This is a genomic window from Opitutus sp. (assembly GCA_024998815.1).
Taxonomy (GTDB): domain Bacteria; phylum Verrucomicrobiota; class Verrucomicrobiia; order Opitutales; family Opitutaceae; genus Rariglobus.
In genome coordinates this window covers 702,843-718,684 of the sequence record JACEUQ010000002.1, presented here as the reverse complement: position 1 = coordinate 718,684, position 15,842 = coordinate 702,843, and the positions used below count along the sequence as shown (strand labels likewise).

The 15,842-nt window shown below is 62.7% G+C and carries 18 protein-coding genes; 17 read left to right on the top strand and 1 reads right to left on the bottom strand.

The window, feature by feature from the left end; all coding sequences use genetic code 11:
* Positions 1–32: 32 nt before the first annotated feature.
* The 5 genes from H2170_10915 (at position 33) to H2170_10895 (ending at position 3,522) form a co-directional block, all read left to right on the top strand.
* A complete protein-coding gene (locus H2170_10915) occupies positions 33–716 on the top strand; it encodes an endonuclease III (GenBank protein ID MCS6300590.1) in 684 nt (227 codons plus the stop codon).
* A gap of 116 nt (positions 717–832) precedes the next feature.
* On the top strand, positions 833–1,528 hold the full coding sequence (locus tag H2170_10910) for a hypothetical protein (GenBank protein ID MCS6300589.1): 696 nt from the start codon (positions 833–835) through the stop codon (positions 1,526–1,528).
* Between the two features lie 132 nt (positions 1,529–1,660).
* Positions 1,661–2,089, top strand: a complete 429-nt coding sequence (gene rplM, locus H2170_10905) for a 50S ribosomal protein L13 (GenBank protein MCS6300588.1) — start codon at positions 1,661–1,663, stop codon at positions 2,087–2,089.
* 5 nt (positions 2,090–2,094) lie between these two features.
* A complete protein-coding gene (gene rpsI / locus H2170_10900) occupies positions 2,095–2,493 on the top strand; it encodes a 30S ribosomal protein S9 (protein ID MCS6300587.1) in 399 nt (132 codons plus the stop codon).
* Between the two features lie 114 nt (positions 2,494–2,607).
* Positions 2,608–3,522: an NTP transferase domain-containing protein gene (locus tag H2170_10895; GenBank protein ID MCS6300586.1), complete on the top strand. Its 915-nt coding sequence runs from the start codon at positions 2,608–2,610 to the stop codon at positions 3,520–3,522.
* A 198-nt stretch (positions 3,523–3,720) separates the two neighbouring features.
* On the opposite strand, the gene H2170_10890 is transcribed toward H2170_10895, so the two are convergent.
* Complete coding sequence (locus H2170_10890) at positions 3,721–4,572, bottom strand: PIG-L family deacetylase (protein MCS6300585.1); 852 nt, start codon at positions 4,570–4,572, stop codon at positions 3,721–3,723.
* A 426-nt stretch (positions 4,573–4,998) separates the two neighbouring features.
* Here H2170_10890 and flgB point away from each other — a divergent pair, with 426 nt between their 5' ends.
* From flgB to H2170_10830, 12 genes are all read left to right on the top strand, one after another.
* Positions 4,999–5,391 (top strand): flagellar basal body rod protein FlgB, encoded by a 393-nt coding sequence (flgB, locus tag H2170_10885; protein ID MCS6300584.1) that lies wholly within the window; start codon positions 4,999–5,001, stop codon positions 5,389–5,391.
* 12 nt (positions 5,392–5,403) lie between these two features.
* Positions 5,404–5,832, top strand: a complete 429-nt coding sequence (gene flgC / locus H2170_10880) for a flagellar basal body rod protein FlgC (GenBank protein MCS6300583.1) — start codon at positions 5,404–5,406, stop codon at positions 5,830–5,832.
* A 122-nt stretch (positions 5,833–5,954) separates the two neighbouring features.
* Entirely contained in the window at positions 5,955–6,293 is a 339-nt protein-coding gene (gene fliE, locus H2170_10875; protein MCS6300582.1) for a flagellar hook-basal body complex protein FliE, read from the top strand.
* A 55-nt stretch (positions 6,294–6,348) separates the two neighbouring features.
* Positions 6,349–7,953, top strand: a complete 1,605-nt coding sequence (gene fliF / locus H2170_10870) for a flagellar M-ring protein FliF (GenBank protein MCS6300581.1) — start codon at positions 6,349–6,351, stop codon at positions 7,951–7,953.
* A 14-nt stretch (positions 7,954–7,967) separates the two neighbouring features.
* The gene (gene fliG / locus H2170_10865; protein MCS6300580.1) at positions 7,968–8,993 is read left to right on the top strand and encodes a flagellar motor switch protein FliG; all 1,026 of its coding nucleotides are present in this window, start codon (positions 7,968–7,970) and stop codon (positions 8,991–8,993) included.
* 20 nt (positions 8,994–9,013) lie between these two features.
* On the top strand, positions 9,014–9,598 hold the full coding sequence (locus tag H2170_10860) for a flagellar biosynthesis protein (protein MCS6300579.1): 585 nt from the start codon (positions 9,014–9,016) through the stop codon (positions 9,596–9,598).
* Complete coding sequence (locus tag H2170_10855) at positions 9,595–10,923, top strand: FliI/YscN family ATPase (GenBank protein ID MCS6300578.1); 1,329 nt, start codon at positions 9,595–9,597, stop codon at positions 10,921–10,923. Before H2170_10860 ends, H2170_10855 begins: the two co-directional genes overlap by 4 nt.
* Positions 10,920–11,372: a flagellar FliJ family protein gene (locus H2170_10850; GenBank protein MCS6300577.1), complete on the top strand. Its 453-nt coding sequence runs from the start codon at positions 10,920–10,922 to the stop codon at positions 11,370–11,372. The genes H2170_10855 and H2170_10850 overlap by 4 nt, the downstream gene beginning before the upstream one ends.
* Complete coding sequence (locus tag H2170_10845; GenBank protein ID MCS6300576.1) at positions 11,369–11,977, top strand: hypothetical protein; 609 nt, start codon at positions 11,369–11,371, stop codon at positions 11,975–11,977. Before H2170_10850 ends, H2170_10845 begins: the two co-directional genes overlap by 4 nt.
* Positions 11,978–12,055: 78 nt before the next feature.
* Positions 12,056–14,077 carry a hypothetical protein gene (locus tag H2170_10840; protein MCS6300575.1) on the top strand — a complete coding sequence of 674 codons (2,022 nt, stop codon included), beginning with the start codon at positions 12,056–12,058 and terminating at the stop codon, positions 14,075–14,077.
* A 13-nt stretch (positions 14,078–14,090) separates the two neighbouring features.
* Complete coding sequence (locus H2170_10835) at positions 14,091–14,525, top strand: flagellar hook capping protein (GenBank protein MCS6300574.1); 435 nt, start codon at positions 14,091–14,093, stop codon at positions 14,523–14,525.
* 24 nt (positions 14,526–14,549) lie between these two features.
* Complete coding sequence (locus tag H2170_10830) at positions 14,550–15,839, top strand: flagellar hook-basal body complex protein (protein MCS6300573.1); 1,290 nt, start codon at positions 14,550–14,552, stop codon at positions 15,837–15,839.
* The last annotated feature ends 3 nt before the right edge of the window (positions 15,840–15,842 follow it).

The following is a 15,842-nucleotide window of genomic DNA, read 5'->3' as shown; positions in this document are numbered from 1 at the left end:
CGTTCGCGTGATGGGGAACGTGGACGGTGAGTATGGAGCCCAAAAAAAACGCCGATTATCGTACCGCTGCGGCACGCGCCGCGTACATCGATCGGTATCTGGCCAAGTTGTATCCAGAAACCCCCATCCCGCTCGATCACACCAACCCCTACACGCTGCTGATCGCAGTCCTGCTCTCGGCCCAGTGCACCGACAAACGGGTTAATTTACAGACGCCCGGGCTCTTCGCGAAAGCGGATAACCCCCGCGACATGGTGAAACTCAGCGTGGCTGAAATCGACGCGCATGTGCGCCCCTGCGGGCTCGCTCCGCGGAAGGCGCAGGCCATTCACCGGCTCTCGGAGCTGTTGCTGGAGCGCCACGGCGGCGAGGTGCCGCGTACGTTTGCGGAACTGGAGGAGTTGCCGGGGGTGGGGCACAAGACGGCATCCGTCGTGATGGCGCAGGCCTTTGGCGTGCCGGCGTTCCCGGTCGACACGCATATTCACCGTCTCGCGCAGCGCTGGAAACTCACCCGCCTCGGGGCCAGCGTGGAGCAGACCGAGCGTGATTTGAAAAAGCTGTTTCCGGTGGAGCACTGGAACGCGTTGCACCTGCGGATCATTTTTTACGGGCGCGAGCACTGCACGGCGCGGGGCTGCGATGGGACGGTGTGCGGGTTATGCCGCGAGCTGTTTCCGCAGCGGCGGCGCGCGGTGCGCGTCAAGAAGGCCTGAATCCGTGGATGCGGGTGATTGGGCGGGAATGACTTGAGCTTTGCCGAGTAATTCATTGCCTGTGCGAGCCGTTGAAAAACGGCCCCTGTCAGAGTTAACCCTAAAGAACATCATTCATGAAAAAGACGATCATTGCCCTCGCTGCCCTCGTGGCCGGCGTTTCCGCCTCCGCTGCCGAAGGCATTTCCAACCCCTTGTCCGTGAGCCTCGATTCCACGTTCGTGAGCACCTACGTGTTTCGCGGCCTTGAAACCGCAGGCGCCTCCTTCCAGCCCTCGATCGAGGCCAACTACCGTGATTTCTACGCCGGAGTGTGGTACTCCGATGACTTCGCTGGCCAAGTGGCCTCGGAGACCGACCTTTACGCCGGCTATAATTTCGCCCTCACCGAGATCTTCTCGGCCGATGTCGGCCTGACTCGTTACCTCTACGAGCGTCAGCTCGGCGACTCCACCGAGGCGTTTGTCGGTTTGAAGGCCAACGTGCTGCTCAGCCCCAGCCTGTATGCCTACTACGATTTGGACAACGAGAGCACCGCCTACATCGCCTCCATCGGCCACAGTGTTCCCGTGGAAAAACTCGGCCTTCAGGTCGACCTCTCCGCTCTGGTGGGCTGCGTCCAGCGCACCAACGGTGCTGATGACTACACCTACTGGGGTGTGGGTGCGGCGATTCCTTATCAGCTGAGCGAAACCGCCAAGGTGACCGCTGCGGTTAACTACACCAATGTGGGCGATTCAAATCCCACCGGTGGCATCAGCTCCGAGCAGGATCAGATCGTGTACTCCCTGGGCATCGCCATTGGGTTCTGATCTCTTTTTAAGCTCAATCCCTACCTTTACCTGCCCGTTGCGCGGAAACTGCGCGGCGGGCTTTTTTATTCACAACCGCAAAACAGGGGTTGACACACCTCTTCTAAGTATCCCCAATCCGCCTCTTTTCTAATGAAAACGTTCCTCGCCAAAAAAGAGACCGTGCAACCCAAGTGGCATCTAATCGATGCCGAGGGGCAGGTCCTTGGCCGTCTCGCGGTCAAAGCAGCCAACCTAATTCGCGGTCGGCATAAAGCCTCCTACACTCCCAGCGTCGATACCGGTGACTTCGTTGTCATCATCAACGCCGAGAAGGTCGTACTCACCGGTAAGAAAGAAGAACAGAACAAGTACATGTTCTTCTCCGGTTTCGTCGGTGGCGAAAGCTACAAGACTATGCAGCAGATGCGGGACAAAAACCCCGCCTTCATCATCGAGCACGCGGTCAAGGGCATGCTGCCCAAGAACCGTATCGCTCGCACGATGCTCACCAAACTTCGCGTGTTCGCCGGCCCGACCCACACCCACGAGGCCCAGAACCCGATCAAGATCTCCGCCTGATACCCATGAGCGCTGAAAAGACCATTTTCCTCGGCACCGGCCGCCGTAAGACCTCCACTGCCCGCGTTCGCCTTTCCGAAGGCACCGGCAAGCTCACTGCCAACGGCAGCGACTTCGAGGTTTACTTCTCCCACGAGAACTTTGCCAAGCAGGCTTTCCGCCCGCTGCTCACCGTCGAGCTTCGCGACAAGATCGACGTTGATGTCAACGTTTCCGGCGGTGGTGTCACTGGCCAGGCCGGTGCAACTGCCCACGGTATCGCCCGCGCCCTCCAGAAGCTCAATCCTGAGCTGCGTGCCGCCCTTAAAAAAGCCGGCCACCTGATGCGCGACCCCCGCGAAAAAGAGCGCAAGAAGCCCGGTCAACCCGGCGCCCGCAAGCGCTTCCAGTTCTCCAAGCGCTAAGTTCTTCGGAACGTTTTCACCAAAAAGCCGCCCTTCGCGAGAGGGCGGCTTTTTTGTGTCGGGTTACTTTAGCAAAGTATTGCTCCGTGTTTTCACATCGGTCTGGTTCGGCGCATGTCCACGACATTGCTCATTTTGGCGGCCGGTATGGGGAGCCGCTACGGCGGCCTTAAACAGCTCGACCCGGTCGGGCCGTCTGGGGAAACCCTGCTCGACTATTCGGTGTTCGATGCGATCCGCGCCGGCTTTACCCGGGTGGTCTTTGTGATCCGCCGCGATTTCGACGCTGAGTTCCGCGCCATGATCGGCAGCCGCTACGAAAACCGCATCGACGTGGACTACGTTTACCAAGGTCTGGACACGCTGCCCGCCGGTTGCAGTGTCTCGCCCACGCGCACCAAGCCCCTCGGCACCGGCCACGCCATCTGGTGCGCCCGGGAAAAAGTGAAAACCCCGTTCGCCGCGATCAACGCCGACGATTTTTACGGGGCCGACGCCTACCGTTCGCTCGCCCAGTTTTTTGCAACTCCAGCCCCGCAGGACGGCATGCAGCATTTTGCCATGGTCGGGTACCGCCTCGACCGCACCCTGTCCGATCACGGCAGCGTGGCCCGCGGGGTCTGCACGGCCGACGACTCCGGTAACCTGCAATCGATCGAGGAGTGGGTCGGCATCGAAAAAGCCCCCGCCGGCGCCCGCTGCAACGCCCCGTCCGGCGACTGGGTTAATTTCACCGGACAGGAAACCGTATCGATGAACTTTTTTGGGTTTACCCCGGCAATTTTCCCCCTGCTCGAAGCGGGTCTCGTCCAATTCCTGCAAACCCGCGCCGGCGACGACAAAGCCGAGTATTATATTCCCTCCGCCGTGGCCGGCATGATGGCCGCCCAGGCCGCCCAAGTGAAGGTCCTCACCAGCGACGGCGCGTGGTTCGGCGTGACCTACCGCGATGACAAACCCCTGGTCACCGCTGCGATCGCCCAGTTGGTGGCGGCCGGTGAATACCCGGCGTCCCTCTCCGCTAAATAAACCGTAGTCCCGTTACCCGATTATAAAACCCCGGTACCCGCTCGCTGTGGAGTCAGCGAGGGAAGCGGGGAAGTGGAAACACCCTGCGCTCACGCGCAAGGCCACGCGGATTGAGGCAGGCGGAATGGGGGCACGGAGTGAAATCCCTGAGGTGGCACTGGGAATCCCCGTGAACTTATCTTGAATGCCCCTGCGCACTCAACCCATCCGCTGGATGCGCTCGGTCACGTCGGCGCGCAGGCGGTCGATATAACCCTGCGTGTAGCCGGCCAGATCGAGCGTCGGCGCGGTCACCAGTGGCGTCAGGTCCATCGCCCAGGTGATGCCCTCGGTTTTGTCGGAGGCGTGCGAGGTGTGATAAGTGGCGTTGGCCGCGCGTCGGCCGATCGTGGCCAGGTCGTAGCGTTTGCCGCCGCTGATCTGGGAATCGAACACCTTTAACAAATCCGCGGCCAGTTCGAGCCGGCGGCCGGAATCGAGCGCCACCTTGTCGGCGTCGATCATCCAGTCGAGGTCGCGCCAGACTTCGCAGCCGAGCACGCGGCGCGGGCGGCGTTCCAGCGGCAGCGCGCGAATCGCCTCCAAACACCGCGCCAGCACGCCGATGTGGGTGTCGTGTTTATCGGCGGGTTGGTGCAGATAAACCACCTCGGGCTGGCAGCCGGCGAAAATCGCTAGCAGGTCGGCGGCGACTCCAGGTTGGCCGGGGCGTTTCACCTCGGCGCTGGGGAGGGCGAGTTGAATCTGGATCGCGTAGCAGCCGAGGTCGGCGGCCTTGCGCTGTTCGAGGCGGCGGATGTCCTGCATCTGCTCGTCGGTGTAGGCGGCGAAGGGGCCGGAGCGCGAGGAGCCGGCGCCGTTGGTCACGACCACCCCGCCGAAGGCTTTGCCGGGGGTATCGAGGCAGTCGCAGATGCCGGCGTGGGCCATGATCTCGATGTCGTCCTGGTGCGCGCCGATGCACAGGTGCGTGACCGTGGCGAGCGCGGCGGCGGGCGCGAGCGCGCCACCGGGGACATAGACATCGGCTTTCGGGTGGGAGAATTCCATGAAGTGGGGATGAGCTGGGGGTTTTTTGGTAAGAGGCTGGTCGGTAAAATATCTAAAGTGTTTCATCCTGAAGCCCTGTAACATCAACGACGAACACCGATCTGTTTAGCCGCGAAAGAACGCAGAGAACGCATAGAAATACAGGGTTTATTCTTTGCGCTCCTTGCGATCTTTCGCGGCTAAATCGCCGTGGTTTGATTCGATATACTTCATATTGCTGCGGAGTAATTAAATATGCAGTCACGGTACTTTTTCTTACCCTGCGGCGACCGCCAGGACGGGGTGGTACGGCAGTTTTTGCCCCTGCCGGCTACGGGCCTTTAGTCGGGCGGCGTGAGCGCTTGAGCGTGATTTTTAAACAGATGGTCTGTCGCGGGATGCGACGTGGGTTTTTGGGCTGGCACCAGGTGTGCTAAATCAAGCCTCATGATCGAGGCCGTCGTCTCCAACACCAATTACCAGCTTGCCCGCAAGCTGCTGGATGCCTCCGTGGTGCGCCAAGAGGCTATCGCCAACAACATCGCCAACGCCGATACCCCCGGCTATCGCCGCCTCGATGTTTCCGCCGACTTTGGCCAGACCCTCAAGGCCCAGTTCGCTCAAGGCGCTAAACCGATGCCCGGTGCCCTTGACTCCCTCACCCCCCGGCTCGCGGTCGACCCCACCGTGCATGCCGTCCGTCCCGATGGTAATAGCGTCGAGATCGAGTCCGAGTTGATGGCCATGAGCCGCAACCGCGTTGATCACGAGTTTCTTACCGAATTGGTCAGCCGTAACATCAAGCAACTCAAAATGGCCATCACCGGCCGTTCTGCGTAACCCCTGCCCGCCATGGATATTCTCGCCGGTATCGCCTCGACCGACAGCGCCCTGACCGCCCAACGCACGCGTTTGGACGTCATCGCGCAAAACATCGCCAACGCCCACACCACTCGCGGCCCCGATGGCCTGCCTTATCAACGCCGGGTGGTCAGCTTCGAGAGCGAGATGCAGAAGTCTCAAAACGCCTTCGGCTCGCGCGGCGCCGGCCTGTCCACCGTGCGGGTGTCCGAAATCAGCAACGACACCACCCCCGGCCAACGTATCAACGACCCGTCCAGCCCGGACGCCGACGCCAAGGGCATGGTGACCATGCCCAACGTTAACCTCGCGTTCGAGATGGTGGACTTGATCACCGCCTCCCGAGCCTATGAGGCCAACCTCACGGTCGCCAAAAACTCCCGCCAAATGGCGATGAAAACCCTGGAAATCGGTAAGTAAGTGAACGAGCTAACGAGCTAATAGCTAAAAGCTAAGAGCTCTCAATCCCCCAGCCACTCCGCTTCCTCCCTTACCGCTCCCAGCTCCTAGCTCTAAGCTCCCAGCTCTTACCCCCACCCCCCATGGCACTCATCGGCGCAGCCCTCCCCATTTCCGCCCAATCGATCCGTCCCCAGCTCGACCTCGCTCAGGTCAAGGAGACCTTCGCTCCCAAAACCTCCGCCGGCGCCCCTCCGGCTGGCGGCGGCTTCGGCGACATTTTCAATAACCTGATCACCGATGTGGAGCAGCGCCAGGCCAAGGCCAGCGAAGTGACCCGCTCGGTGCTCATGGGCGACAACCCCAACCTCCACCAGAGCGTCATTGCCATGCAGGAGGCCTCCCTGTCCTTCGGCCTGATGGTCGAGGTGCGCAACAAGGTGGTCGAGTCCTACCAGGAACTTATGCGTATGCCGGTCTGAGTTGCCTGCGCTGCTGTTTACCCCGTCCCGCTTTTACTGATCCCCAACCCCAAAGATGAACCCCTTCTTCCAGTCCATTGTCGCCCTCTGGGGCCAACTTGGCATCAACCAACGCGTCTCGCTCATCGTGGCCGCGGTTGCGGTGGCGGGCGTGGTCACGGGTCTGACGGTCTGGTCGAATCAGCCCGACTACCAGCTGCTCTACGGCCGCCTCAAGGAGAAGGACGCCGCCGCCATCGTCACCAATTTACAAGCACAGGGCGTCAAACACCGCGTCGGCCTCAACGGCGGTAACATCTATGTGCCTGCCGACCAAGTTCATCGCCTGCGCATGGAGCTCGCTTCCAAGGGCCTGCCCGGCGGCGACGGCGTGGGCTACGAGATTTTCGACAAGGGCCAATTCGGCCTGAGCGACTTCGTGCAACGCACCAATTACAACCGCGCCATTCAGGGCGAGTTGGCCCGCACCATCGGCCAGCTCGACGGCGTGGCTGCGGCCCGCGTCATGATCGTGCAGCCCGAAAACCGCCTGCTGCTGACCGAACAGGGCGTCAAACCCACCGCCTCGGTGTTCATCGAGGTGAACGGCCGTCTTGAGGTCGAAGCGGTTAACTCTATCCGCCACCTGGTGGCCAACGCCGTGCAGGGCCTCTCGCCCGACGAGGTCGCGGTGGTTGACCAACGCGGCCGGGTGCTCTCAGCCGACCTCAAGGAAGATCCCTTGCTCGGCAGCGCCTCCAGCTTGATCCGCTACCGCCAGCAGGTGGAGGACTACTTTGCCAAAAAAATCGAGGGTATGCTCACTCCCGTGCTCGGCGTCGGCCAGGCCATCGTACGCGTCTCGGCCGACATCGACAACGAGTCGGCCACGCTCACCGAGGACAAGTTTGACCCCGAGGGCGCGGTCATTCGTTCGCAGACCAACACCGAGGACAGCAACAGCTCGCAGGAAGCGCGTAAGAGCGGGGCGACCGGTGCCGCCGCCAATACCCCCGGCGCTCCCGGCGCTGCCGCCGCGCCCGAGGCCCCCGCGATCACCAACGCCCAAAACCGCAAGAACACGACCATCAGCTACGAGATCAACCGCAAGACCACCAACGTGAAGCGTAACCCCGGTGGGATCAAATCGCTGACTGCCGCCGTCTTCGTCGCCGCTCGTCCTCCGGTCCCCGCTCCGGTGGTGGCCGGCCAGCCGCCCGCTCCCGCCACGCCGGCCCCCGCGCGCACCCCGGCCGAACTCGACGGCCTGCGCCGGATCGTCATCAACGCCCTCGGCCTCAAACCCTTGGCCGGCCAGAACCTTGAAGAGCTGGTCAGTTTGCAAGAGACCGCCTTCCAGCCGGTGGTGGTGGACGAGCAGATCCAGACCATGGCCAAGGAGAGCCGGGTGCAGGGCTGGATCGAAACCGCCTCGCGTTACTTGGCGGTGGCCATCGCCTTGGGCGCCTTCTTTATCTTCTTCCGCATGCTGCGCAGCCAGCGTCTAGAGCCGGTGCCTGTGGAGTTGCTCTCCATGGATGGCAGTGGTGGCGGATCACGCGCTGCTTCCTCCGGCCCGGTTGCACTGACCCCCGAACTGCTCAACGAACTCATCCGCCAGAAGCCCGCCAACGTAGGCACCGCCCTGCGCGACTGGGTGGCGGCCACCAAGCGTAACTAAGCGCCCACCCCACCATGGCCGACGTCGATTACACCAAGCTCAACCGCACGCAAAAGCTGGCGGTTTTCCTGATCATTGCCGGCCCAGAAATCGCGGCCGACATCCTTAAGCACTTTGAAGACGAGGAGTTGGAATCGATTTGCCGCGAGATGGGCCAACTGCCCGTGGTGCCGGATGCGGCTCGCACCTTAGCCCTGGAAGAATTTGCCCCCCTTATCGGCGACAGCTTGGGCTGCACCTTGGGCGGCATGGATTACGCCCGGCGCGCACTGGAGTTGTCGAAAGGTGAATACAAGGCCGGTTTGCTGCTCACGCGCGTCGGTGCTGCGCCTATGCCTGGTGACAGCAGTGGCATGATGGATGAAATCAGCGCGATGGAGGGGCGGCAGATTTATAACCTTCTGCGCGATGAGCAGCCACAGACGATCGCCTACCTCCTTTCGCACCTGTCCTCGGCCAAGGCCGCCGAGGTCTTTATGATGTTGCCCGTCGAGCAACGGGATGAGGTCGTCGAACGCCTGGGCACCATCGAAAGCACGCCCAGCGACTTGGTCGGCAAAATCGTCCGTAGCCTCACCCGCCACCTCACCGCCAAGTCCGCCACGCCTTACCATGTCAGCGGCGGGGTGCGCGCGGTGGCCGACCTGCTCAACCTGCTCGACAAGGAAAGCTCGAAAACCCTGCTGGCGCGCATCGAGGAGCGCAACCAGACCCTCGGTTCCTCCGTTCGCCGCAAGATGTTCAGCTTCGACGACATTCGCCGCCTTTCGGCCGGCGACCTGCAGCGCGTGCTGCGCGAAGTCGACTCGTCGCATCTGGCGACGGCGATGAAGTCCGCCACCGAGGCGCTGCGCGAAAACATCTACGGAGCCATCTCCAAGCGTGCCGCCGAGGCGCTGCGCGACGAAATCACCATGCTCGGGCCGATCCGCCTCAAGGACGTGGAAGTCGCCCAGGACGCCATCATCCAGGTGGTGCGCCGTCTGGAAGAAGAAGGCGCGATCACGCTCGGCGACGGCGACGGCGCCATGGTGGGCTAACCCACCGCGTCTGCTAACCTATGGCATCCCAACACCACGTTCTCGCTTTCGACCGGCCCCTGATTGCGGTGCAACCCGCATTCGGGGCGCTGCGCGAGCACACGGCGGGCGAACTCATCGCTGCCCGCGTCGCTGGTTATGAGGCCGGGCAGGACGCCGCCCACGACTTTTCCAATCAGCAGATCGTCGAGTTGCGCGCCGAGATGCAGCAGCTGCAGGAGGGGATTTTAACCAGAATTGGCCAGGCGCAGGACGAACTCACCGCGCAGGTGCGCCGGGCCTTGCCTGAGCTGGCGGTGGAAATCGGCCAGCGCTTGCTGGCTGGGTTCGTGCCGCCGCCGGAGTTGGTCGAAAAACTCTGCCGCGAGGCCCTCGACCAGCTTTATCCCGAGCGCGATGGACTCGAACTGGTGGTCGGCCCGCGCGATGCGGCCGTGCTGGAGCGCCTGGTGCCCTCATGGCGCGCTCATTTTACCAACCTGCGTATCACCATCGACGATACCCTCAACCCAGGCGATTGCCTCGTGCGCAGTCGCTTCGGCGTCACCGACGCGCGCGGCGAATCCAAGATCGCCAGCCTCAAACAGGAACTCCTCGGCACATGAGCGCACCCGACGTCACCGATTTCGTCCAACAGCTGCGCACCCAAGTGCGGCACGCTCCAGCGCTGCGCCGCATGGGCCGGGTCGTCGCCGTGACCGGCCTGATCATCGAGTCCGAGGGCCCCAACGTGGGCTTGGGCGACCTCTGCTTGCTCAAATCCGAGCGCGAAGAATTTGAAGTCATGGCCGAAGTGGTCGGCTTCCGCGCGGAGAAGGTATTGCTCATGCCCTTGGGTGAAACCTCCGGCCTGCATGCAGGGTGCTCGGTCACCGCGTGTGACCGTCCGCCGCTGCCCGTGGCGGGTCCGGCGCTGCTGGGCCGCGTGCTTGGTGCGCTGGGACGGCCCTTCGATTCCCTCGGTGCGGTTCCGCTGCACCGCAACACCGGTTCGGGTAAACCGCCGCACCCGCTGCGCCGCCAACGCATCCACGACACGTTCCCCACCGGGGTGCGTGCGCTGGATGTGTTTACCCCTTTCGGCCGTGGTCAACGTCTGGGCCTGTTCGCCGGCTCCGGCGTGGGTAAATCGACGCTCCTAGGCATGATCGCTCGCGCGGCCCAAGCTGACGTGGTGGTGATCGGTCTGGTCGGCGAGCGCGGTCGTGAGGTGCGCGAATTTTTGGAAAAGGATTTAGGCCCTGAAGGTTTGGCTCGTTCGGTTGTCGTGGTCGCCACCTCCGACTCCCCCGCACCGCTACGCCTGCGCGCCGCCACCACCGCGACCTCGATCGCCGAGGGGTTCCGCGACGCCGGCAAAAACGTGTTGCTGTTAATGGACTCGGTGACCCGTTACGCCATGGCGCAACGCGAAATCGGTCTGGCCATCGGCGAGCCGCCCGCCACCCGCGGTTACACCCCGTCGGTATTCGCTATGTTACCACGCCTGCTGGAGCGCGCTGGTGCTGGCGAGAGCGGGGCGATCACCGCGCTTTACACGGTGCTCGTCGAGGGCGACGACATGAACGAGCCGGTGGCTGACGCGGTGCGCGGTATTTTGGACGGTCACTTGGTGCTCTCCCGCGCCCTGGCCCACGCCAACCATTATCCCGCCATCGACGTGCTCGAAAGTGTCAGCCGTCTGACCCGCGACATTTGCCAACCCGCCGAGGTGGAGCTGGCCGCCCGAGCCCGAGAACACCTTGCCCTTTATAAACGCAACGAGGACCTCATCACCGTGGGCGCCTACCAAAAAGGCTCCAGCGTCGCCCTCGACCGCGCGGTTGCCCTGCACGACGGCCTCAAGGCTTTCCTTCGCCAGTCGGTGGATGAGGTCACCGTGCGCGCCACCGCCTACACCCGCCTAGCTCAACTCCTCGGCCCCGCATGAAACGCTTCCGCTTCCGCCTCGAATCGATTCGGAACCTGCGCGATGTCGCCGAGCGCAAGGCGCGCGAGAGCTTCGGCCTGGCGCAGCAGCAGGTGCTTATCGCCCAGCAGGCAGTCGAAGCCGCCGAGGTGCGCCGCAGTGAATTGAACGCCGCGATCTCCAGCGCGCGCACCGGCAGTTTTCGGCCCAGTGAACAGGTTTCCGGTTTGGCTGCGCTGGGCCAGGCTGACCGCGAAGTGGCAGAGGCCGGCCGCAAACTCGGCGAGGTCGAGAAGGCCCGCGACCTGGCGCGCGAGGGCTGGTTAAATGCCCGCCGCGCCCTTCAAGTGATGCAAAAACTCGAGGAGCGCGCTCGGCTCGCGCACCGCGAAGCCAGCGACAAAGCCGAGCAAACCCTGCTGGATGAAATTGCCTCAATGACCCTAGCCCGTTTGGGCCCCCTCGCATGAAAGCGCTCCCCGCACCTGTTGTTATCCTCCTCCCCGTCCTGCTCTCTGTCGTGCCCATGATGATGATGCTCACCACGGCCTCCACCGCACTATTGGGTAATATTAAGGTGGAGAAGGCTGCCGAGATCGAAGCCAAGCGCCCGCCCAAGCCTTGGGATTTCTGGACCCCTGAAGTCGAAAATCTGGCGAAAGAACTCGTTGAGCAAAAGGCCGGTTTTGCCGCCCGTGAGGCCGAGCTGGCGACGCGTGAAAAACGCATCGCCGCCGACGCCAAGGAGCTCGACGTACTGCGTCAGCAGATCGAGTCGCTGCGTGGTGAAATAGCCTCGCGCATCACCGAGGTGCAGGCGCAGGAACTCAAAAATATCAAGACGCTGTCCACCACCTACAGCAAGGTGAGCCCGGCCGCCGCTGTCGCGATTTTTAGCGAGATGGACGTCCCCTCGGTCACCAAAATCCTCTCGATGATGAAGGTGGATTTGACCTCGGCGATTCTGCAGGAGATGGGCCGCTCGCCCGGTCCGGATAACGTTAATGCCAAGCGAGCCGCCGATATTTCGCAGCGCCTGCGCATGATGCAACCGGCCAAGCAGCCGGCCAGCTGATTACCCCCTTTCTTCCGCAACCACCCCTATCGTGCCAAGGACGGCGCGAGTGAACTGCCATGAAGGCCTGTACTCCCCATGCTTTCACCCTTCATTCCGGCCGCGTCCACTCCCTCCGCCAAGCCCGCTGATCAAGCCGCCAGCCATAAACCGGAGGCAGGTGCCCCCGCCGATGGCACCTCGTTTCACGAGTTGCTCGCCCGCAAAACCAACGCCCCGCCCGCGCACTCCCAGGCATCGGCCCACTCGCAGGCTCAGGCGCATTCCCGAGCGCAGTTTCACGCGAAAGCGCAGGCGCTGAATCATCACCATGCCCGCGCCAACGAGCGCGCCGAGGCGCACACCCAGTCCCAGCCCGAAGCCAAATCCCGCGACACTTCCCCCGAGGGCGATTCGGCCACCGCTAAGGCTGCTCGCGAGAAGCACGAAAAACCCGTCGACCACTCGGTCAACCGTCGCGTGGCCAAGCCCGCAGCCAAAACCAATTCCAACGCGGCCGATGCCAAAGCCGATACTGAGGCAACCGCTGACCAGTCTGACTCCCCTGAACTGCTCAACCCGGTGGTTAAATCGCCCGCTGACGCCCTCTCCGACACGACTTCCGAGGATGCGTCAGCGACCGACGAACCAGTGCTGGCCGTTCTCCCTGCTTTTGGCGAACAACCCCAAGCGATCGCTTTACCCGCAATCCCACTTATGCCCGTGGCACCGCTAACTGTGGGTCTGCCCACAGCTGGTGTCCCGGCTCCGGAGCAAGGTACGGATTCAGCTGAGGCGAGTGCCGCCGTGTCTGAACTCGCGACGGCTGAGGGCACCTCGCAGGCTTCGACTGCCGCAGCTGGCACCCTGACCAGCCACGCGGCGGCCAAGGCTCGCGCCAGCCAAACCGCCGCTGCCAAAAGCACGGGTGATTTTACCCTGAACTCGGCCGATGCCACGGCGCAAAAATCCACCGCCAGTGCAACCTCCGGCAACCTAGCCTCTGCCACCGAGTCAGCCGCAAGCGCTGATACCAACGAAGGGCTTCCTTCGGCCCTTCCAGCTGGCTCCGCTGCCGGTTCGAACGTGGCGGCCAAGGCTCGCGCCAGCCAAACCGCCGCTGCCAAAAGCACGGGTGATTTTACCCTGAACTCGGCCGATGCCACGGCGCAAAAATCCACCGCCAGTGCAACCTCCGGCAACCTAGCCTCTGCCACCGAGTCAGCCGCAAGCGCTGATACCAACGAAGGGCTTCCTTCGGCCCTTCCAGCTGGCTCCGCTGCCGGTTCGAACGTGGCGACCGAGGGCTCGACCGCTGCCGCCGCCCAAGCAGATGCGCGCCAAGGTGCGAACGCTTACGGGCTGGCGGCACAAATTGCCGACACAGCCAAAGCGGGTAACCCCTCGGCTCAGGATTTGGCCATCGGTAAAATTAAAAACAGTAATCAAGATGCTAAATACAAAGAGGATAAGAAGTCGGCTTTGGGTGATGGCATACGGCGAGCTTATGAGTTGCCCAGCATGAGTACGACCACCCCCGTTTTCCAGGCCCCGACTGCATCCGTGCAGACCTTGGGACCGGTCAACGCCAACTCCCCCGTCGCCCAGACCGTCGCGTCCACGGCGGTGCGTATGGTGGAGAAGGTCAGCGAGGTCGCCGAGCACCTGGCCTCCAATCCGGCCGAGCAGGTCACCGTGCGAATTGATTTGGATGCGACCCACCGCGTCGATGTGCATGTTTCGATGCGCGGCGGCCAGGTGCACGCCGACTTCCGCAGTGATTCGGCCGATATGCGCGCGGCGCTGGCTTCGGCTTGGAACGAGTTTTCCCAAAAACGTGAAGGCACGGACCGGCAGTGGGCCGCGCCGGTGTTTTCAACGATGGGAGCTCCTGCAGCCGCTTCCAGTTTCACCCCCGCCGCGCAAGCCAACGAGGCATCCCTTTCGTTTAGCCAAGGTCAGGACTCGGCCAATCGTCAGGCCGCCGAGCGCGAGGCCCAGACCCAAGGCATGGCCAAAGCGATTCGTCCCGCCGCCAGCGTCGCCGCCCCCGCGAGCGCTGACGTTAAAACTCCTATCGTTCGTTCCGAAAACTCCCAGCACCTCAGCGTGCTGGCTTAACCCCCGCTTCCTTATGAGCACCTCAGCAATCACCGCAGCCGCCTTTAATCCGGCCTCCTCGACGACCCAACCCGGCTCGATGCGCACGCCGCAGAAAGCCCTCGGTCAGGCGGATTTCTTGAAGTTACTCACCGTTCAGCTCCAGTCCCAGGATCCGATGAAGCCGATGGAGGACACCTCCTTCATGGCGCAGATGGCCCAGTTCTCCGCCCTGCAGCAGTCCTCGGAAATGGCCAAAGACATGGCTAGCCTGCAAAACGATTTCGCCCTGCAGTCGGCCGCCGGCATGATTGGCCACCAAGTCACCCTGAACACCCCCAACGGCCTGGTGACCGGGCTGGTCAAGTCCGTCGATGTCTCTTCGGGCAGCGTCAATCTGAACGTCGGCGGAACCGCCTACCCGTTATCCAAAGTCGTCGGCGTGGCCCCGGCCCCCGCTTCGAATTAATCGTAACCCTTAACCCCCTCCCTCATGTCACTCATCGGCACACTCACTTCAGGTACGAGCGCTCTGCAAAGTTTCACCAAGGGCCTCGAAGTCATCGGTAACAATATCGCCAACGTGAACACCGTTGGCTTCAAAGGTTCGACCGCCAATTTCCAAGAAAACTTCAGCAACACCCTGCGCGCCTCCGCCGCCTCCACCGCCACCAGCTCCAATCTTTCGGCCATCCAGGTGGGTACCGGCGTCAAGTTGGCATCGATCAACGCCAACATGAACCAGGGCGCTTTGAGTAGCACCGGGGTGAGCACCGATCTGGGTATTTCCGGCACCGGGTTTTTCGTGGTGGCCAGCCCGATTGACGGCAGCCAATTCGCCACCCGTGCCGGCGATTTCCGCATGGATGACAAAGGCTTTTTGGTCACCACCAAGGGCCTGCGGGTACAGGGCTTAACGGGCGGCGATTACCTGAACGCTCCCAGCACCGTGGGTAACGTCCGCCTGCGCACCAGTTCTGAAATCGCCGCTACCTGGCCGGTGCACAACGCCACCAATATCGCCAACACGGCTGCCAACGCCACCGTGGCCGCCGCCGTCAATACCAGCCTCGCGGGCCTCGTGACCAGCGCGGCTGGCCAAAACAATGCCGCGGCCCTGGCTACCGCTACCACCGCCTTGGGCACGGCGACCACTGCTGAAACCACGGCCATCGCCGCCGCCGCCGCCGCTCCCACCAATGTTGCCCTCGCTACCGCTTCGGCCGCCGCCACCGCTGTTAAGAATGCTCTCAGCGCGGCTATTGCCGCCGGTAACTCAGCCGTACTTGGCAAGCCATCTGTGACCAGTGCCTTTCTGACTTCCCTGACCACCTCCTCGACCACGGCTGCCGCCAGCAAAGTCACCGCTGACACCGCCGCCTTGGCCGCGACCACCCCGGCCGGTCTCCAATCCTACTCCTTCGATCCTCAGGGTAACGTGATTGAGTTCTACTCCGACGGCAGTTCGGCGACGACCAACAAGCTGCTCCTGCAAAATTTCAGGGACCCCTCGGCCCTGCAACGCGCCGGCGACAACCTTTACGCCGGCTTCACCGCCGCCGGTCCCATCACCGGCAGTACCGCTCTCGATGCAACCGGCCTCAATAGCCCCGGTAACAACGGTCTGGGCACCATCCAGGCCGGCAGGCTGGAGTTGTCCAACGTCGATCTCACCGAGCAGTTCGCCAACATGATCACCGTGCAGCGCAGTTTCCAAGCCAGCTCGCGCATCGTCACCGTGTCCGACTCGATCCTTGAGGAAGTCGTGAACCTGAAGCGTTAAGTT